General features: G+C 69.7%; 13 protein-coding genes. 11 read left to right on the forward strand and 2 right to left on the reverse strand.

Annotation, left to right across the window (positions count from 1 at the left end):
- Window positions 1-75: 75 nt before the first annotated feature.
- The 3 genes from xylB (at window position 76) to AAIL17_RS00375 (ending at window position 4,451) form a co-directional block, all read left to right on the forward strand.
- Window positions 76-1,569: a xylulokinase gene (gene xylB / locus AAIL17_RS00365; protein ID WP_424680815.1), complete on the forward strand. Its 1,494-nt coding sequence runs from the start codon at window positions 76-78 to the stop codon at window positions 1,567-1,569.
- 37 nt (window positions 1,570-1,606) lie between these two features.
- Window positions 1,607-2,947 (forward strand): xylose isomerase, encoded by a 1,341-nt coding sequence (gene xylA / locus AAIL17_RS00370; protein WP_424680816.1) that lies wholly within the window; start codon window positions 1,607-1,609, stop codon window positions 2,945-2,947.
- An 88-nt stretch (window positions 2,948-3,035) separates the two neighbouring features.
- Window positions 3,036-4,451, forward strand: a complete 1,416-nt coding sequence (locus tag AAIL17_RS00375) for a sugar porter family MFS transporter (protein WP_424680817.1) — start codon at window positions 3,036-3,038, stop codon at window positions 4,449-4,451.
- A gap of 29 nt (window positions 4,452-4,480) precedes the next feature.
- On the opposite strand, the gene AAIL17_RS00380 is transcribed toward AAIL17_RS00375, so the two are convergent.
- Window positions 4,481-5,542, reverse strand: a complete 1,062-nt coding sequence (locus AAIL17_RS00380; RefSeq protein WP_424680818.1) for a LacI family DNA-binding transcriptional regulator — start codon at window positions 5,540-5,542, stop codon at window positions 4,481-4,483.
- A 200-nt stretch (window positions 5,543-5,742) separates the two neighbouring features.
- On the opposite strand from AAIL17_RS00380, the gene AAIL17_RS00385 reads away from it, so the two are divergent.
- From AAIL17_RS00385 to AAIL17_RS00420, 8 genes are all read left to right on the forward strand, one after another.
- Window positions 5,743-7,893 carry an alpha-glucuronidase family glycosyl hydrolase gene (locus AAIL17_RS00385; RefSeq protein ID WP_424680819.1) on the forward strand — a complete coding sequence of 717 codons (2,151 nt, stop codon included), beginning with the start codon at window positions 5,743-5,745 and terminating at the stop codon, window positions 7,891-7,893.
- On the forward strand, window positions 7,890-9,869 hold the full coding sequence (locus AAIL17_RS00390; protein ID WP_424680820.1) for a sialate O-acetylesterase: 1,980 nt from the start codon (window positions 7,890-7,892) through the stop codon (window positions 9,867-9,869). The genes AAIL17_RS00385 and AAIL17_RS00390 overlap by 4 nt, the downstream gene beginning before the upstream one ends.
- A gap of 86 nt (window positions 9,870-9,955) precedes the next feature.
- Window positions 9,956-11,647, forward strand: coding sequence for a glycoside hydrolase family 43 protein (locus AAIL17_RS00395; protein WP_424680935.1), 1,692 nt, complete (start codon window positions 9,956-9,958; stop codon window positions 11,645-11,647).
- Between the two features lie 6 nt (window positions 11,648-11,653).
- Window positions 11,654-14,329 carry a glycoside hydrolase family 3 C-terminal domain-containing protein gene (locus AAIL17_RS00400; protein ID WP_424680821.1) on the forward strand — a complete coding sequence of 892 codons (2,676 nt, stop codon included), beginning with the start codon at window positions 11,654-11,656 and terminating at the stop codon, window positions 14,327-14,329.
- 17 nt (window positions 14,330-14,346) lie between these two features.
- Window positions 14,347-15,822: an MFS transporter gene (locus AAIL17_RS00405; protein WP_424680936.1), complete on the forward strand. Its 1,476-nt coding sequence runs from the start codon at window positions 14,347-14,349 to the stop codon at window positions 15,820-15,822.
- A gap of 39 nt (window positions 15,823-15,861) precedes the next feature.
- A complete protein-coding gene (locus AAIL17_RS00410) occupies window positions 15,862-16,878 on the forward strand; it encodes a glycoside hydrolase family 43 protein (RefSeq protein ID WP_424680822.1) in 1,017 nt (338 codons plus the stop codon).
- Complete coding sequence (locus AAIL17_RS00415; protein WP_424680823.1) at window positions 16,868-17,701, forward strand: aldose epimerase; 834 nt, start codon at window positions 16,868-16,870, stop codon at window positions 17,699-17,701. The genes AAIL17_RS00410 and AAIL17_RS00415 overlap by 11 nt, the downstream gene beginning before the upstream one ends.
- 114 nt (window positions 17,702-17,815) lie before the next feature.
- Window positions 17,816-18,847: a LacI family DNA-binding transcriptional regulator gene (locus AAIL17_RS00420; RefSeq protein ID WP_424680824.1), complete on the forward strand. Its 1,032-nt coding sequence runs from the start codon at window positions 17,816-17,818 to the stop codon at window positions 18,845-18,847.
- A gap of 57 nt (window positions 18,848-18,904) precedes the next feature.
- Here the strand turns inward: AAIL17_RS00420 and AAIL17_RS00425 are convergent, their stop codons facing one another.
- A complete protein-coding gene (locus tag AAIL17_RS00425; protein ID WP_424680825.1) occupies window positions 18,905-19,768 on the reverse strand; it encodes an alpha/beta hydrolase in 864 nt (287 codons plus the stop codon).
- Window positions 19,769-19,784: the final 16 nt, after the last annotated feature.

Raw genomic sequence — 19,784 nt, forward strand, 5'->3', positions numbered from 1 at the left:
CGGCCGCGGCCTGGCGGCCCCGGCGCATCGGTCCCCGGATGAACACGCCGCCCACGCACGCCGGAGGGGTGTCGCATGAGCCTGGTCGCTGGCATCGATCTGGGCACCCAGAGCACCAAGCTGGTCGTCTACGACCCAGAGGCGCGCGCCACGGTCGCGATGGCCAGCGCGCCGCTGGACATGTTGAGTGGCGATGGCGGCAGCCGCGAGCAACTGGCCGCCTGGTGGGTGGATTCGGTACGCGCCTGTTTCGCGCAGGTCGACGCGGGCGTGCGCGCACGCATCGCCGCGATCGCCGTGTCCGGGCAACAACATGGTTTCCTGCCGGTCGACAAGATGGGCGAGGCGCTCGCGCCGGCCAAGTTGTGGTGCGACACCAGCACCAGCGCCGAGTGCGGCCAGATCATGGGTGCGCTCGGCGGTGCGGCCCGCTGCATCGAGCTGGCCGGCAACCCCATCCTGGCCGGCTACACCGCGTCCAAGCTGCCGTGGACGCGCAAGCATCGTCCGGACGTCTACGCGCGGATGGCCCGGATCCTGCTGCCGCACGACTACGTCAACTTCTTCCTCACCGGCGAGTATTTCTGCGAGTACGGCGATGCCTCGGGCACCGGCTGGCTCGACGTGCGCACGCGTCGCTGGTCCGCCGAGCTGCTGCGCGCCACCGATCCCGACCGCGACCTGTCGGCCTGCCTGCCGCCGTTGGCGGAGCCCGGATCGAGCTTCCCAGTGTTGCCGGCCATCGCCGACGAGCTTGGATTGCCGCGCGCGGCGCGGGTCGGCGTCGGCGGCGGCGACAACATGATGGCCGCCATTGGCCTGGGCGTCGTGGCCCGAGGCCGGCTGGGCATGAGCCTGGGTACCTCGGGCACGTTGTTCGCCTATTCGGACGTGCCGGTGGTGGATCCCGCGGGCGCATGGGCGACGTTCTGCTCGTCCTCCGGCGGCTGGCTGCCGTTGATCTGCACGATGAACTGCACCGTCGCCATCGAGACCATCGCCCGCATGTTCGGCTTCAGCGCGCGCGAGGGCGACGCCTACATCGAATCGAGCGCCCCCGGCGCGGGCGGACTGACGCTGCTGCCGTTCTTCGATGGCGAGCGCACGCCGGACCTGCCGCACGGCAAGGGCGTGCTGGCCGGCCTGGACCTGCACAACGCCACGCCGGCCAACGTCTATCGGGCGGCCATGGAGGGTGCGGTCTACACCCTCAGGTACGGCTACGAAGCCCTCGCCAAGGCCGGCATGGCCTTCGATGCCATCGCGCTGACCGGTGGTGGCGCCAACAGCGCCGCGTGGCGGCAGATGGTCGCCGACGTGTTCGACCTGCGCGTGGACGTGCCCACGCAGCCGGAAGGCGCCGCTTTCGGTGCCGCGCTGCAGGCGCTGTGGTCGCTGCACCGGGCGCAAGGGCAGGCGGTTGCGTTGCCTGAACTGGTAGCGGCGCACGTCGCCGTCGATCCGTCCCGCGCCACGATGCCCGATCCCCTACGTGCGGCCGCCTACCGCGAGCCGTATCGCCGTTTCCTCGACCACCTCGATGCCGTGCGGCCGCTCTACGCGGCGTGACGCCATCCCCTGGCACGCACAAAACAGGAGCTTGCAGATGAGCAATCAACCTTTCATTGGCGCCAAGGAATATTTCCCGGGCATCGGCCGGATTCCCTTCGAAGGGCGCGACTCGGATAACCCGCTCGCCTTCAAGTTCTACGATGCGGGCAAGCGCATCGGCAGCAAGACCATGGCCGAACACCTGCGCTTCGCGGTGTGCTACTGGCACAGCTTCTGCAACGCCGGCCACGACCCGTTCGGCCCCGGCACGCGCCGCTATCCCTGGGATGCGCCCGCCGCACCGCTGGCGCGAGCCGAGGCCAAGGTGGATGCGGCGTTCGAGTTCTTCAGCAAGCTCGGCGTGCCGTACTACTGCTTCCACGACATCGACCTGGCGCCGGACGATGACGACGTGGCCACCTACGAGGGCAACCTCAAGCACATGGTCGCGCTGGCCAGGGAGCGCCAGCAGGCCAGCGGCCTGAAGCTGCTGTGGGGCACCGCCAATCTGTTCAGCCATCCGCGCTACATGAACGGCGCGGCCACCAATCCCGACTTCGACGTGGTCGCACGCGCCGCGGTGCAGGTGAAGGCCGCGCTGGACGCCACGGTGGAGCTGGGCGGCGAGAACTACGTGTTCTGGGGCGGCCGCGAAGGCTACGCCTCGCTGCTCAACACCGACATGCGGCGCGAGCTGGCGCACATGGGCCGCTTCCTCACGATGGCCCGCGACTACGCGCGCAGCATCGGCTTCAAGGGCGCGTTCCTGATCGAGCCCAAGCCGATGGAGCCGATGAAGCACCAGTACGACTTCGACTCGTCCACGGCGATCAACTTCCTGCGCGAGCACGGCCTGGACAAGGATTTCAAGCTCAACATCGAGGCCAATCACGCCACCCTCGCCGGGCATACCTTCGAGCACGACCTGCAGGTGGCGTCCGACGCTGGCATGCTCGGCAGCATCGACGCCAACCGCGGCAACCCGCAGAACGGCTGGGACACCGACCAGTTTCCCAGCGACCTGTACGACACCGTCAACGCCATGCTGGTGGTGCTGCGCCAAGGTGGCCTGGGCAGTGGCGGCCTCAACTTCGACGCCAAGGTGCGGCGCGAATCGACCGACCCGCAGGACCTGTTCCTGGCGCACATCGGCGGCATGGACGCGTTCGCGCGCGGCCTGGAAGTCGCGCACGCGCTGATCGATAACTCACCGCTGGAAGGGTGGCGCAAGCAACGCTACGCGAGCTTCGACCAGGGCGCGGGCAAGGACTTCGGGAACGGCAAGCTGGATTTCGCCGCGCTTCGCGCGCATGCGCTGGCCGCAGGCGAACCGAAGCAGACCAGCGGCCGCCAGGAGGCCTACGAGAACCTGCTCAACCTTTACCTGTTGCGCTGACAGCCGCGCTGGAGCGGCACCGGCACGGCCGCGGGGGCGGCCATGCCGGATTTGACAGGGTGGCTGCAGACACATGCACGGGGGAGACATGGGCAACCTGGCGGGCAACGACGGCGAGAACACCGGCCTGATCATCCTGATCAGCCTGGTCGCGACGATCGGCGGCTTTCTGTTCGGCTTCGACAGCGGCGTCATCAACGGCACCGTGGATGGCCTGGAGCAGGCCTTCCATTCCAACTCCATCGGCACCGGCTTCAACGTCGCCTCTATGCTGCTGGGTTGTGCGGCGGGCGCGTTCTTCGCCGGGCGCCTGGCCGACCTGTACGGGCGGCGCGCGGTGCTGATCGTGGCAGCGGTGTGTTTCATCGTATCGGGCTGGGGTTCGGGCATCGCCGCAAGCTCGATCGAGTTCGTGATCTACCGCCTGATCGGCGGCCTGGCAGTGGGCGCGGCCAGCGTGATGTCGCCGGCCTACATCAGCGAGGTGTCCTCGGCGCGCTACCGCGGCCGGCTGGCGACGCTGCAGCAGATCGCCATCATCTGCGGCCTGTTCGCCGCTTTCCTCAGCAACTACCTGCTGGCGCGCTTCGCCGGCGCATCCACGCTCGTGCTGTGGTGGGGCTACGAGGCCTGGCGCTGGATGTTCTGGATCGAACTGGCGCCGGCGGCGCTGTTCCTGGCGGCCTTGCTGCTCATCCCGGAAAGCCCGCGCTACCTGGCGGTGAAGGGCCGCGTGGAGCACGCCGTGGCGGTGCTGACGCGGCTGTATGGCGCGTCGGCGGCGCAGGCCAAGCAGGCGGAGATCGAGGCCTCGCTGGCGCTCGACCATCATCGGCCGCGCCTGTCCGACCTGGTCGACCGGACGCGGCGCCGCGTGCGCCCGATCGTCTGGGTCGGCATTGGCCTGGCCACGTTCCAGCAACTGGTCGGCATCAACGTGGTGTTCTATTACGGCGCGGTGCTGTGGCAGGCGGTGGGCTTTTCCGAAAGCGACGCGCTGCTGATCAACGTGCTGTCCGGCGCGCTGAGCATCGGCGCCTGCCTCGTCACCATCGCGCTGATCGATCGCATCGGGCGCAAGCCGCTGCTGTGGGCCGGCTCGGTGGCGATGACCGTGGCGCTGGCCCTGGTCACCTGGGCATTCGCCAGCGCGGGCGTGGACGCCGAGGGCAAGCTCCAGCTCGGCGGTTCGATGGGCATGCTGGCGCTGGTGGCGGCCAACGCCTACGTGGTGTTCTTCAACATGTCCTGGGGCCCGGTGATGTGGGTGATGCTGGGGGAGATGTTCCCCAACCAGATCCGCGGTTCGGCATTGGCGGTAGCCGGCGCCGCGCAATGGCTCTCCAACTTCGCCATCACCATGACCTTCCCGGTGTTGCTGGCCGGGCTGGGCCTGGCCAGCGCCTATGGCCTGTACACGCTGGCCGCGCTGCTCTCGGTGCCCTTCGTGCTGCTCTGGGTGCGCGAAACGAAGGGCCGCGAACTCGAGCAGATGGAAGGCTGAGGATGCGTGCCGGGTTCGGCGATGCCGGATCAGTCGCGCGCCGCCGGTGGCGCCACCGAGGCGCGCTTGACCAGGGTGTGCGCGACCACGTGATCCACCAGCACGCGCGGTTCGCTTTCCCGCTGGCGGATGGTGCGCAACAGGATGTCGATCGCCGAATCGGCCATCGAGGCGATCGGCTGGCGCACGGTGGTCAGTTCCGGCCACACCGTGGTGGCGGCGGACGAATCGTCGAAACCCACCACCGACAGATGGCCGGGCACCTCCAGGCCGCGGCGGTGCGCCACCGACACCACGGCCGCCGCCATGTCGTCGTTGGCGGCCATGATCGCGGTCGGCCTGCTGCGCCGTGCAAGCAGCTTTTCGGCGGCCTTCAGGCCGGAGCGGTAGGTGAAGTAACCCTGCTGCACCAGCGCCGGGTCGGCCGCGATACCGGCCTCGTCCAGCGCTGCCTGGAAGCCCTCGAAGCGGCGTGCGCTGGCGGTCTGGTCCGGGTTGCCCTTGATGTAGCCGATGTGGCGATGGCCGAGCGAAATGAGGTACGCGGCGGTTTCCTTGCTGGCGTTGAAGTCGTCGATGCGAACGCGGGAGATGCCGGTGCCGCGCAGATCCGATGCGATCGCCACCACGGGCACGCCGGCGGCCGCCAGTTCGGACAGCACGACCTTCGACTCGCACAGCGGTGGCGGCAGGATCACCCCGGCCACGCTCTTGGCGAGCGCGCGCGCGGAAGCACGCTCGCCGTCGGCGTCGAGCTCGTCCCAGGCGTCGATGACCAGTTGCACCGCGGTACGCGCCGTCCCCCGCAACGCGCCCAGCAGCAGTTCGCGCAGGTAGGCGGCGCTGGGGTTGGTGTAGATCAGCGCGATGCGCGTAGCCTGCGCCGCGGCCAGCGAACTGGCCGCCAGGTTGGGCGTGTAGCCCAGTTCGCGTATCGCCCGCAGCACGCGTTCGCGGGTGCTGTCGCGCACGTTGCCGTTGCCGTTGATCACCCGCGACACGGTCATCGGCGAGACGCCGGCGCGCGCGGCCACTTCGTTGATGGTGGTCGCATCTCCCTTGCGGCGCGCGGATTTCTTTCCAGTGGCCAAGGTCTGCCCTTTGCAAGGCCGGCAGCGGCCGAGGCCGCAGCACGCGGTAATCGAGGGAATCGCCGTCATCCGGCCAGTGCCGGAGGACGGCCATGAAGCCCGGCCATGGTAGCGACAACTGGTTGCAACGGCGACGGGACGAAGCGATCGCGCGTGCACCCGTGAGATCGCCGCGCCGTGCAGGACAGCTCGGTGCGGGCATGCTTGCCGCGCTCGCCGCGCTGCTGCTGGCGGTGGCCTGCGTGCGGCCGGCGCGCGCGGAGGACGGCTACGACCTGTGGTTGCGCTACCGGCCGATCGCCGCCGCGCAGGCGCAGGCCTACCGGCCGTTCGCCACTCAACTGGTCGCCGGGCGGTCCACGCCGACGCTTGCTGCCGCGCGCGACGAACTGCTGCGCGGCCTGGGCGGGCTGCTCGGCGCGGCGCCGTCCTCCTCCGGAGCGGTGACCCGCGATGGCGCCGTCGTCCTCGGCACGCCCACCTCGTCGTCGCTCGTCGCGGGGCTTCACCTGGACACCGCAGGGCTCGGCCGCGAGGGCTACCTGATCCGCAGCGTCCGCGTCGACGGGCACGCGGCCACGGTAATTGCCGCCAACGGTGATGTGGGCGCGCTGTATGGTGTGTTCCGCTTCCTGCGCCTGCTGCAGACGCGCCAACCGCTGGCGCACCTGGACATCCGCGAACAGCCGAAGGTGCAGGTGCGCATCCTGGACCACTGGGACAACCTCGACCGCAGCGTCGAGCGCGGCTACGCCGGCCAGTCGCTGTGGGGCTGGCCCACGCTGCCCGACTACCTCGCGCCGCGCTACACCGACTATGCGCGCGCCAACGCCTCGGTCGGCATCAACGGTACGGTGCTGAACAACGTCAACGCGGTCGCGCTGAGCCTCGATGAGCGGTACCTGGTCAAGGCGGCCGCGCTCGCGAAGGTGTTCCGACCCTACGGCATCCGGGTGTACCTGAGCGCACGCTTCAGCGCGCCGATCGAACTCAGTGGCCTGCACAGCACCGATCCGCTCGACCCGCAGGTGCGCCGCTGGTGGCGCGACAAGGTCGACGAGATCTACCGCCTGATTCCCGACTTCGGCGGCTTCCTGGTCAAGGCCAACTCCGAGGGCCAGCCGGGGCCGCAGGACTACGGCCGCAGCCATGCCGATGGCGCCAACATGCTCGCCGACGCGCTGGCGCCGCACGGCGGCATCGTGATGTGGCGCGCGTTCGTCTACTCGGACAAGCAGCCGGACGATCGCGCGAAGCAGGCCTACCAGGAGTTCGTGCCGCTGGACGGCAAGTTCCGCGGCAACGTGATCCTGCAGGTGAAGAACGGCCCGATCGACTTCCAGCCACGCGAGCCGTTCCATCCGCTGTTCGGCGCGATGCCGAAGACGCCGCTGATGGTCGAGTTCCAGCTCACCAAGGAGTACCTCGGCTTCGCCACGCACCTGGTCTACCTGGGCGCGCTGTTCGAGGAGACGCTGCGGGCGGACACCTGGGCCCACGGCAAGGGCTCGACCGTGGCGCGGGTGATCGACGGCTCGCTGGACGGCCACCGGCTGACCGGCATGGCCGGCGTGGCCAACATCGGCAGCGATCGCAACTGGACCGGCTCGCAGTTCGACCAGGCCAACTGGTACGCGTTCGGCCGGCTGGCGTGGGATCCGCAGCAGTCCGCGCGGGCGATCGCCGCGGACTGGGTGCGCATGACCTACACCAACGATCCGCGCTTCGTCGCGCCGGTGGTGGACATGATGATGGCCTCGCGCGAGGCGGTGGTGGACTACATGACCCCGCTGGGCCTGGCCCACCTGATGGGCGCCGGCCACCACTACGGTCCCGCGCCGTGGGACGACAGCCTGCCGCGTGCGGACTGGAACCCGGTCTACTACCACCGCGCCGACGCGCAGGGCATCGGCTTCGACCGCAGCGCCAGCGGCAGCAACGCGGTGGCGCAATACGCGGCGCCGGTGGCCGCGCAATTCGGCGACCTCACGCGCGTGCCGGACGAATACCTGCTGTGGTTCCACCGCGTGCCCTGGGACTACCGCATGCGCTCGGGCCGCACGCTGTGGGACGAACTGGTGCACCGCTACACGCACGGCGTGGACGAGGTGAAGCGAATGCGCCGGACCTGGCGCGGCCTGTCCGCCTACGTCGACAAGGAACGCTACGACGAAACCACCGCCTTCCTGGGCATCCAGCAGCAGGAGGCGCAATGGTGGCGCGACGCCTGCATCGCCTACTTCCAGGGCATCGCCCGGCGGCCGCTGCCAGCGGGCGTCGAGCCACCGGCGCACACGCTGACGTACTACGAATCGCTGTCCTTTCCCTACGCACCGGGCCAAGCGAAATGAGCCTGACTTCCCCGATTCTTCCGAGGCTGTACTCCCGCGCCGCGGTGCTCGTTGCGGCCCTGCTCTTGGCGGTACCGGCGGGCGCCGCGACGGAGGCGCTGTGGCTGCCGGCGATGTTCCAGGATCATGCGGTGTTGCAACGCGACCGCCCGATCCCGCTGTGGGGCCGCGCGCGGCCGGGCGAGGACATCCGCATCACCCTCGCCGGTGACCAGGTGCACGTGCACACCGATGCGCAGGGCCACTGGCAGGCGCAACTGCCGGCGCTGCGGGCGGGCGGGCCCTACACGCTCACGGTAACCGCGGGGAGCGGCGACGCGCGCACCCTCGCCGACGTGCTCGTCGGCGATGTCTGGCTGTGCAGCGGCCAGTCCAACATGGAACTCCCGGTGCGCCGCACGCTGAATGCGCGCGCCGAGATCGCCGGCGCCGACAACGACACCATCCGCATGCTCAAGGTCGGCCAGGACGAAAGCGTGCTACCGCGCGCGGATTTCGCCATGCCGCTGGCCTGGCGCAAGACCACGCCGGCCACGGTGGGCGACTTTTCCGCCACCTGCTACTACTTCGCACGCGAGCTGCAGAAGACCGAGCACGTGCCGCTCGGTCTGATCGACGCGTCGCTGGGCGGCGCGCGCATCGAGGCGTGGATGAGCGCCGGCGCCCTGCGCAAGGTCGGCGGCTACGACGAGGCGCTGGACCTGCTCGCGCTGTATGCCACCGATCCGGTCGCGGCGAGCGAGCGCTGGGGCCGCATCTGGGAGCGCTGGTGGCAAGGCCTGCCGGGCATGGCCGGCGATCGGCCGTGGAAGCCCGGGCAGGCGACCGGCGCGCCGTGGCACAACGCACCGGCGCAACTGGGTCCGTGGGAGGCCTGGGGCGTGCCGGCGCTGGCCGAGTTCAACGGCATGCTCTGGTACCGCACCAAGGTGACCCTGAGCGCGCAGCAGGCTGCGCAGGACGCGGTGCTCACACTGGGTGAAGCCGACGAGGTCGACGTGAGCTGGGTCAACGGGCGCGCGGTGGGCAGCGGCTACATCGGTCACGACCGCGTCTACCGGCTGCCGCACGGCCTGCTGCACGCGGGCGACAACGAGATCGTGGTGAACGTGCTGGACACCTATGGCGAAGGTGGCCTGACCGGTCCGGCGTCCAAACAGGCGTTGCACCTGGCCGACGGCACGTCGGTGCCGCTGAAGGGCTGGAAGTACCGCGTGGTGCCGGAGCAGGCGGGCACGCCGCCGCTGGCGCCGTGGCTGTCGGCCGGCGGCAAGACCACGCTGTACAACGCCATGATCGCGCCGCTCGGTCACTACGGCCTGCGCGGCGCGGTGTGGTACCAGGGCGAGTCGAACACCGGCGATGCCGAAACCTACGCCGGCCTGCTGCGTGCCTACCGCAGCGACCTGCGAGCGCAGTTCGGCAAGCCGTTGCCGCTGGTGATCGTGCAACTGGCGAACTACGGCCCGGCGCCGACCCATCCGGGCGAGAGCGGCTGGGCGGCGTTGCGCGAAGCGCAGCGCGAGGTCGCTGCGGACGATCCGCTGAGCGGGCTGGCGGTCGCCGTGGACATCGGCGAGCGCTCCGACATCCATCCGGCGAACAAGCAGGAATTGGGCATCCGGCTGGCGCGCGTGGCACGTCACATCGCCTACGGCGAACCGCTGCCGCCTTCCGGCCCGGTGCCACGGTCGGTACGACGCGAGGGCGATGCGATCGCGGTGCGCTTCGGCGACCTCAGCGGCGGACTGGTCGCCTACGGCGCCGACGGTCCGGTCGGCTTCGAGCTGTGCGGCCGCGCGGCCGGTTCCTGCCATTACGCCACCGCGCGCATCCGTGGCGACGAAGTCCTGCTGCAGGCGGCGAACACAGCGAGCGCCACGCGCGTGCGCTACGGCTGGGCCGACAGCCCGGTGGTGACGTTGTACGACGGCGCCGGCCTGCCGGCTGGTCCGTTCGAGATGCCGATCCCGTAACTCCTGCGAGCGAATCCTCGATGAGTACGCACACCGCCTCCGATCCGTCTGTCCCCGCCGTCTCCCATGCCGAAGGCAAGGCGGCGATGGCGCACCGGACGCTCCGCCGCGTGCTGCTGGCGTGGCTTGCCGTTGCCGGCTGCGCCGTGCAGGCGCAGGAAGCAGCGCGCTTCGACTGGTTCGATTACCGCGGCCACGATGCAGCGTTCGAGCAGCCGTTGAAGCCGAGCGAATACCGCAACCCGGTGCTGGCGGGCTTCTATCCCGATCCCGGCGCCGTGCGCGTCGGCGACCGCTACTACCTGGTCAATTCGAGCTTCTCGTACTTCCCCGGCCTGCCGGTGTCGGAGAGCCGCGACCTGGTGCACTGGCGGACCATCGGCCATGTCATCTCGCGGCCGTCGCAGATGGACTTCGACGGGCAGGGCATCTCGCGCGGCCTGTTCGCGCCGACCATCGCCTACCACGACGGCCTGTTCTACGTGGTCAACACCAACATCGACGGCGGTGGCAACTTCGTGGTCACCGCGAAGGACCCGGCCGGCCCGTGGTCGGATCCGACCTGGCTGCGCGGCCTGGATGACGCCATCGACCCTTCGCTGTTCTTCGACGCGGACGGCAGGGCCTACCTGCTCAACAACGGCCCGCCGCCCGGCACGCCGCGGTACGAAGGACACCGCGCGATCTGGATGCAGCAGTTCGACCTTGCCACGTTGCAGCCCATCGGCCCGCGCAAGGTGCTGCTGGACGGCGGCGTGGACATCCGCAAGCAGCCGATCTGGATCGAAGGCCCGCACCTGTACCGGCGCCACGGCTGGTACTACCTGTCCTGCGCCGAGGGCGGCACCGGGCCGCAGCATTCGCAGGTGATCCTGCGCAGCCGCTCGCCATGGGGACCGTACACGCCGTGGCAGGGCAACCCGATCCTGACCCAGCGCGACCTGCCGGACGATCGCGCCGAGCCGGTCATCAACGCCGGCCACGCCGAATTGCTGGAAGCACCCGACGGCCAATGGTGGGCGCTGTTCCTGGCCAGCCGCGGCTATGGCCGCACGCACTTCAACACCGGCCGTGAGACCTGGCTGCTTCCGGTGCGCTGGCAGGACGGCTGGCCGCAGATACTTCCCCACGGCCAGGCCATCCCCCGCGTCGTCGCCGGTCCGACCGACATGCAGCGGGACGCCACGCAGGCGCCGATGAGCGGCAATTTCGAGTGGCGCGACGACTTCGATCGCGCGACGCTGGACAGCGCCTGGATGAGCCTGCGCAACGCTTCGGAAGGGTGGGCCGACCTGGCCGCTTCGCCGGGCTGGCTCACCCTGCATCCGCACAGTGACGGGCTGGACAGCCTGCACACGCCCGCGTTCCTCGCACGCCGCCAGCAACACCTGGCCTTCGACGCGAGCACCTTGCTGCAGGTGCCTGCGCATTCCGGCACCGCGGCCGGCCTCGCCGCGTTCCAGAACGAGACGCACTGGTACTTCCTCGGCGTGCGCCGCACCGGCGCCCAGGCCGAGGTGTTCCTGGAACGGCGCGACGGTGATGCCACCCGCGTGGTCGGACGCGCGACGGTATCGCCGGGCAAGGCGATGCAGTTGCGCATCGCCGGCGACGGCGGCCGCTACTCCTTTGCCTACGACGCCGACGGCAAGGGCTGGCGATGGCTGCGCCGCGACGATGACGCAACCTTCCTCAGCACGGACGTCGCCGGGGGTTTCCTGGGCGCCGTGCTGGGACCCTACGCGCGCATCGAAGCCGCACAGCAACCGGGAGGCTAGACACTGATGAACCGGACCCAGGTCGTGTCACGCACGCTGTTCGCGCTACTGCTGCTGCTCGCGGCTCCGCCCGGCCTGCGGGCGCGAGTTCCCGTCGATCCCACACCCATCTATCGCAACCCCGCCTACAGCTTCCAGGCGCGCGCCCACGACCTGGTCTCGCGCATGACGCTGGAGGAGAAGGTCGCGCAGATGCAGAACGACGCACCGGCGATCCCGCGCCTGGGCGTGCCGGCCTACGACTGGTGGAACGAGGCGCTGCACGGCGTGGCGCGCGCCGGCGGCGCCACGGTTTTCCCGCAGGCGATCGGCCTGGCCGCGACCTTCGACGTGCCGCTGATGCACCAGGTCGCCACCGCGATCAGCGACGAGGCGCGCGCCAAGCACCAGGAAGCGCTGCGTCGCGGCCAGCACGAGCGCTACCAGGGCCTGACCTTCTGGTCGCCGAACATCAACATCTTCCGCGACCCGCGCTGGGGCCGCGGGCAGGAGACCTACGGCGAGGATCCGTACCTGACTTCACGCATGGGCGTGGCCTTCGTCAAGGGACTGCAGGGCGACGACCCGACCTGGCGCAAGCTCGACGCCACCGCCAAGCACTTCGCCGTGCACAGCGGACCGGAGTCGGAACGTCACCATTTCGACGTCCGTCCCTCCGAACGCGATCTCTACGAAACCTACCTGCCGGCGTTCCAGGCGCTGGTGCAGGAAGCGAAGGTCGACGCGGTGATGGGCGCCTACAACCGCGTCAATGGCGAGCCGGCCACGGCCAGCCCGCGCCTGCTCGGGCAGATCCTGCGCAAGGACTGGGGCTTCGAGGGCTACGTGGTGTCCGACTGCGATGCGGTCGACGATATTCGCAGCGGGCACAAGCTGGTCGCCACCGCCGAGCAGGCGGCCGCGATGGCGGTGAAGAACGGCGACGACCTCAACTGCGGCCACACCTACGCTGCGCTGGTCCAGGCCGTGCACGACGGCCTGGTCGACGAGGCGGCGATCGACATGGCGCTGGAGCGGCTGATGTGGGCGCGCATGCGGCTGGGCATGTTCGACCCGCCCGAACGCGTGCGCTGGGCGCGCATCCCGTACTCGGTCAACCAGTCGCCCGCGCACGACGCGCTGGCGCGCCGCGCCGCGCGCGAGTCGATGGTCCTGCTGAAGAACGACGGCGTGCTGCCGCTGTCGCGCGAGCTCAAGCGCGTGGCGGTGATCGGTCCGACCGCCGACGACGTCAAGGCGCTGCTGGGCAACTACCACGGCACGCCAGCGCATCCGGTCACGATCCTCGCGGGCATCCGCCAGGCCTTGCCGCAGGCGCAGGTGGACTACGTGCAAGGCGCCAGCCTGGTCGAGGACAACGAGGACCCGGGCCTGGCGCCGATCGACGCGCGCTACCTGCAGCCGGCCAGCGGCGAGGGGCAGGGCCTGACCGGCGAGTATTTCCGCGGCAGGGCGCTGGCCGGCAAGTCGGTGCTCACGCGGGTGGACCCGCAGGTGCGTTTCCGCTGGGACCGCGGCACGCCGACCGACGAGCTGGTGGCGCGCGGCGAACTGCCCGCCGCGCAGGCGCTGTCCGGCGACTTCAGCGTGCGCTGGCGGGGCCGCCTGCACGCGCCGGCCACCGGCCGCTACGAGCTGCAGGTCGCCGGCGTCGGCGGGTTCCGCCTCTACCTCGACGGCCGGCCGATCGTGGACGCGTGGGATATCGACGAAGCCTCGCGCGCCCGCAGCGCGACGGTCGAACTGCAGGCGGGGCACGACTACCCGCTGCGCGTGGACTACCGCCACGGCGAGCACGACGCCGAACTGCGCCTGGCCTGGCGCGTGCCGGGGTCCAAGCGGCCGCGGGAAGCGGCGCTGGACGCCGCGCGCCAGGCCGATGTGGTGATCTTCGTTGGCGGCCTCACCAGCGACGTCGAAGGCGAGGAGATGGACGTGAACTACCCCGGCTTCGCCGGCGGCGATCGCACCGACCTGCGCCTGCCGCGGCCGCAGCGCGAACTGCTGCAGGCCTTGCAGGCCACTGGCAAACCGCTGGTGCTGGTGCTGACCAGCGGCTCGGCGCTGGCCGTCGACTGGGCGCAGCAGCACCTGCCGGCGATCCTGCTGGCCTGGTACCCGGGCCAGCGTGGCGGCAGCGCGGTGGCCGACGTGCTGTTCGGCGATGCCGACCCGGCCGGGCGGCTGCCGGTGACGTTCTACAAGGCGAGCGAAAAACTCCCGGCTTTCGACGACTACGCGATGCGCGGACGCACCTACCGGTACTTCGAGGGCGAGCCGCTGTACCCGTTCGGCCACGGCCTGTCGTACACGCGCTTTGCCTATTCCGGACTGGCGCTGGACCGCACCGAGGCCGCGCCCGCCGACCGCGTGCAGGTGTCGCTGACGGTAAGGAACACCGGCAAGCGCGCCGGCGACGAGGTGGTACAGCTCTACTTGCACCCGCTCGATCCGAAGCGCCCGCGCGCGTCGAAGGAACTGCGCGGCTTCCAGCGCATCCACCTCGCGCCGGGCGAGGCGCGCCGGGTGTCCTTCGCCTTCACGCCCGCCACCGACCTGCATTACTACGACACGGACCGGCATGCCTACGCCGTCGACCCGGGCCGCTACGAGGTCCAGCTGGGCGCCTCCAGCGCGGACATCCGCCTGCGTGGCACATTGACCGTGAAAGCCACCCCATGAACGACCCAAAGGTGACCATGAACAGTACCCAGGAAAAGCTTTCCATCCGGGAAAAGGTCGGCTATAGCCTGGGCGATTTTGCGGCCAACCTGATCTTCCAGACGCTGGTCACCTTCCTGGCATTCTTCTACACCGACGTCTACCGGATCCCTGCGGCCACCGCGGCGACCGTCATCTTCGTGGTAGGCCTGCTCGGCGCGTTCGTGTTCACGCCGGTGATGGGCCTGGTGGCCGACCGCACGCGCACGCGCTGGGGCAAGTTCCGGCCGTGGATACTGTGGACCGCGATCCCATTCGGTCTGCTGTCGCTGGCGGCCTTCAGCACACCCGACCTGGGCGAGCACGGCAAGGTGGCCTACGCGCTGGGCTCCTACGTGCTGCTGATGCTGGTCTACGTAGCCAACAACCTGCCGTACTCGGCGCTCAGCGGCGTGCTCACCGGCAGCATGGCGCAGCGCAACAGCCTGTCGTCCTACCGCTTCGTCGCGGTGATGATCGCGCAGTTCATCATCCAGGTGCTGCTGCTGCCGCTGGTGCTGATCCTGGGCGGCGGCGACAAGGCGCGCGGCTTCGAACACACGATGGCGCTGTTCGCCGTCGTCGGGACAGTGTTCTTCATCATCACCTTCCTCACCACCCGCGAGCGCGTGGTGCCGCCGCCGGAGCAGGCCACCAGCATCCGCCAGGACCTGGCCGACCTGGCGCGCAACCGGCCCTGGCTGGTGATGCTCGCGCTGACCGTGCTGGTGTTCATCAACCTCGCCCTCAAGGGCGGCATGTACATCTACTACTTCAAGTACTACCTCGATCCGCTGCAACTGGAGCGGTTCCTCGACGGCATCGGTTTCGAGCGCGGCGTGGCGGGCCTCAACGCCGCGTTGGCCGGCATGGGCCTGGCCGGCTTCCAGTGGCCCAGCGACGCGCCCACCTCCGCCTTCAGCCTGTTCAGCGCCGGCGGCATCATCTTCATGATCATCGGCATCGGGTTTTCGCGCCCGTTGGCCGACCGCTTCGGCAAACGCGACGTGTTCGGCGGCGCGCTGCTGGTCTCGACGCTGTGCCTGCTGGCGTTCTGGTTCTTCCCGCCCGGCGCGATCGGGCTGGTGATGCTCGCCTACATCCTGCACGGCTTCTTCTACGGCATCACCACGCCGCTGCTGTGGGCGATGATCGCGGACGTGGCCGATTACTCGGAGTGGAAGAACAACCGTCGCGCCACCGCGATCATCTTCTCGGCGATGCTGTGCGGGCTGAAGCTGGGCCTGAGCATCGGCGGCGCGCTGGTGGCCGGCATCCTGGCCGCCTACGGCTACGACGCGGGCGCGGCGGTGCAGGCACCGCAGGTGGTGCAGGGCATCCGGTTGTCGGTGAGCCTGTACTGCTCGATTCCGTTCCTGCTCGGCGTGGCGCTGTTGTTCCTGTACGAGATCGACCGCCACATGGAGGCGCGCATCGAGCAGGAACTGGGCTTGCGCCGCGTCGCCGCCGCGTGAGCCAAACGCATTCCACCCAGGCATCGAACAGGTAAGGGCATGTCCGACGAAACCGATCCGGTCCGACTGCAGCAACTGGCGGAACGCGCCATCTCGCAGCCGCTGGTGACCCACATCTACACGGCCGATCCCTCCGCGCACGTGTTCGAGGGCAGGCTCTACGTCTACCCCTCGCACGACGTCGACGCGGGCATCCCGTTCAACGACGAGGGCGACCATTTCGGCATGGAGGACTACCACGTGCTGCGGCAGGATTCGCCCGAGGGCGAGGCAGTCGATTGCGGCGTGGCGTTGCACATCCGCGACGTGCCCTGGGCGCAGCGCCAGATGTGGGCCCCCGACGCAGCCTGCCGTGACGGGCGGTACTACCTGTATTTTCCGGCCAAGCGTGCCGACGGCATCTTCCGGATCGGCGTGGCGGTGGGCGATCGCCCCGAGGGTCCGTTCCGGGCCGAGCCCGAACCCATCGCAGGCAGCTACTCGATCGACCCGGCGGTGCTGGCCGATGATGATGGGCAGCACTACATGTACTTCGGCGGCCTCTGGGGCGGACAGTTGCAGAAGTACCGCGACAACGCCTACGCACCGGAGCACGCCGAACCGGCCGCGCACGAGCCCGCGCTCGGCCCGCGCGTGGCGCGCCTGCGCGAGGACATGACGCAGTTCGCCGAACCTCCTCGCGAGGTGGTGATCGTGGACGGGGCAGGGCAGCCACTGCGCGCCGGCGACCACGAGCGGCGCTATTTCGAAGGTCCCTGGATGCACAAGTACCAGGGCCGCTACTACCTGTCCTACTCGACCGGCGACACGCATTGCCTGTGCTACGCCGTGGGCGACAGTCCCTACGGCCCGTTCGTCTATCAGGGGCGCATCCTCACCCCGGTGGTCGGCTGGACCACGCACCACTCGATCGTCGAGTTCGGCGGCCGCTGGTGGCTGTACTACCACGACGCGCTGCTCTCCGGCGGCGTCGCCCACCTGCGTTCGGTCAAGGTGACCGAGCTGCACTACGAGGCGGATGGCCGCATCCGGACGGTGCACCCCTATGGCGAATGAAGCCACCGCGATCGACGTTGCGCGGCAACCGATGCCGCCCGGGGAGCTCGTGCGCATCGGCTCGGGCGCGTTGACGGTGGACGTGGCGCCGGAGGCGGGGGGACGCATTGCGCAGATCACGCAGGCCGGCGTCGATTGGCTGGTCGGGCCGCACGACGGCACTCCCGCCATGATCGCCTGGGGCTGTTATCCGATGGTGCCCTGGGTCGGGCGCATCCGTGCCGGCCGCTTCGCGCTCCAGGGACGCCGGTACCAGTTGCCGCTCAACCTCGAGGGCCATGCCATCCATGGCGTGGGTTTCGGCATGCCCTGGCGGCTGGAGCGCCACGCGCCGACCGCGCTGGAGCTGTCGCTGGTGCTGCCCGAGGACGAGCGCTGGCCGTTCGGCGGCAGCGCGCACCAGCGCATCGAGGTGGCCGACAGGCGGTTGAGCCTGTGGCTGTCGGTGACGGCCGGCGCGCAGTTGATGCCCGCGGTCATCGGCTGGCATCCGTGGTTCCGCAAGCCGGAGCGGATCGAGTTCTCGCCCAGCCTGGCCTACCCGCGCGACGCGGAGGGCATGGTCATGCTGCCGCTGGTCGAGCCGCCGGTAGGTCCATGGGACGACTGCTTCCTCAACGACGATCCGGTGGTCGTGCACCACGCGGGCCAGCGCCTGCAGCTCGCCTCGGACTGCCGCCACTGGGTGGTGTACGACCAGCCCGCGCATGCCACCTGCATCGAGCCGGAAAGCGGGCCACCCGACGCCTTCAACATCGGCGGTGCGGCCTGGCTGGCGCCGGGCGCCACGCTGGGCGCCAGGTTCACGATGGAGTGGCGCTGACGCAACCCACCGTCGCCGCCATCCCCGCCGGATCGCATCCCGGACGGCAAACCGCTAGCATGCGGAAACGTCGGACGGCCGGTGAGTCGGCCGTACCTGGGGTAGCGGTCCAAAGTGAGCAAGCACAAGGCAACATCCATCGACATCGCCCACCTGGCGGGGGTTTCCCAGGCAACCGTGTCGCGCGCCCTGCGCGGCAGCCCGCTGGTCAGCGAGGAAACCCGCGAGCGCATCCGCGCCGCCGCCGAGCAGCTCAACTACAAGGTCGACAAGAACGCCTCCAACCTGCGCCTGCAGCATTCGGGCGCGCTGGCGTTGCTGCTGTTCGAGGATCCGACCACCGACGGCTCGAACATCAACCCGTTCTTCCTCTCGATGCTGGGCTCGATCACCCGTGCCTGCGCACAGCAGGGCTACGACCTGCTGATCTCCTTCCAGCAGTTTTCCAACGACTGGCACGCCGACTACGCCGACAGCAAGAAGGCCGACGGCATCATCCTGCTGGGCTACGGCGACTACCTGGCCTATCGCGCGCGGCTGGAGAAGCTGGTGGCGATCGGCACGCGCTTCGTGCGCTGGGGCGCGGTGGAACCGGACCAGCCCGGTGTTTCGGTCGGCTGCGACAACTTCAGCGGCGGGCAGGCGGTGGCGCGGCACTTCATCGAGCAGGGTTGCCGGCGGGTCGCCTTCCTGGGCGATGCATCCAGCCACTATCCCGAGTTCTTCGAGCGCTATCGCGGCTATGCCGATGCCCTGCGGCAGGCTGGCCTGGACGTGGACGAAACGCTGCAGGTGGATGCCGAAAGCACGCAGCCCTGCGGCCACGGAGCCATGTCCGAACTGCTGGCCCGCGGCGTCGCCTTCGATGCCGTGTTTGCCGCCAGTGACCTGATCGCGATCGGCGCGATGCGGGCGCTGGCGGAACAGGGCTACAAGGTGCCGGCGGACGTTCCGGTCGCCGGTTTCGACGACATTCCCATGGCGCGCTTCGCCAGCCCGCCGCTCACCACCGTGTTGCAGGACACCCGCCGCGCCGGCGAGGTGCTGGTCGACAACCTGCTCAGGATGATCCGCGGCGAGCCGGCGCAAAGCGTGATGCTGCCGGTCAAGTTGATGGTGCGGCAGTCGAGCGTAAAGCCGACCTAGCCGATGCTCCCGCTTCGCGGGAGGGACCCAGCCTCCGGCGCCGGGGCTCGCGAAAAGCTATGGCCGTGCGGCCGCCGGAAACGCCCAGCGCAAAAACACCGGCAGCATCTTCGCCCACGACGCCTGCTGGTGATGCCCGCCCGGCAGCAGGAACACGGTCACGTCCGCGTGCGCACCCGCGGTCGAGTAGCCAAGCTGACGCAGACCCCGTCGCCGCACGCCATCGCCACGCCAGCCGTCCACCAGGTCCTGCAGGTCGTCGACCACGTCGATGACGCCGTCATGGTCGCGGTCATTGGTTTCCTCGGCCGTTCCGGCGGCGAACCAGAACTTCAGGCCGTCGCGCTTCGGCCCGCGGTCGACCATCGCCAGCGCCAGCCGGCTGCGCTGCACCGCCGCCGCATCGCTGCGATCCCCTGCCAGCCAGAACGAAGGCGACATCGCCCCGACCTGGCCGAACACGTCCGGGTACTGCCAGCCGAGGTTGAACGCGTTCAGCGCGCCCAGCGACCAGCCCATCATCGTGCGTTGGTGCACGTCGGCGCGCGTGCGGTAGTGCGCATCGATGTAGGGCACCAGCGAAGTGGCCACCCACGCGGAGTAGTCCGCGGCACGCAGGCCGATCGCGCCGATCCGCGAGCCGCCGACCACGCTCTGCCCTCGCGCGCGGTCGGAAAGCCCGTAGCCGCTGGCACGGTCGTGCAGCATGTCGATCGCCACCACGATGAGCGGCTCGATCGCGTGCTCGCCGTACAGCCCGGCCAGCGTGGCCTGCAACCCGACGGCCTGCATGTCCTGGCCATCGTCGGCGTACAGCACGGGGTAGCGGGCGGTCGACTGGGCGTAGCCCGGCGGCAGATACACGGTGACGTGGAGGCGTTCGGGGGCGAAGGCCGGGGCGGCGAGCTCGAGCTTCTGCACCTGCGCATGCAGCGCG

This window comes from Frateuria sp. YIM B11624 (genome assembly GCF_049727805.1).
Lineage (GTDB): Bacteria > Pseudomonadota > Gammaproteobacteria > Xanthomonadales > Rhodanobacteraceae > Frateuria_A.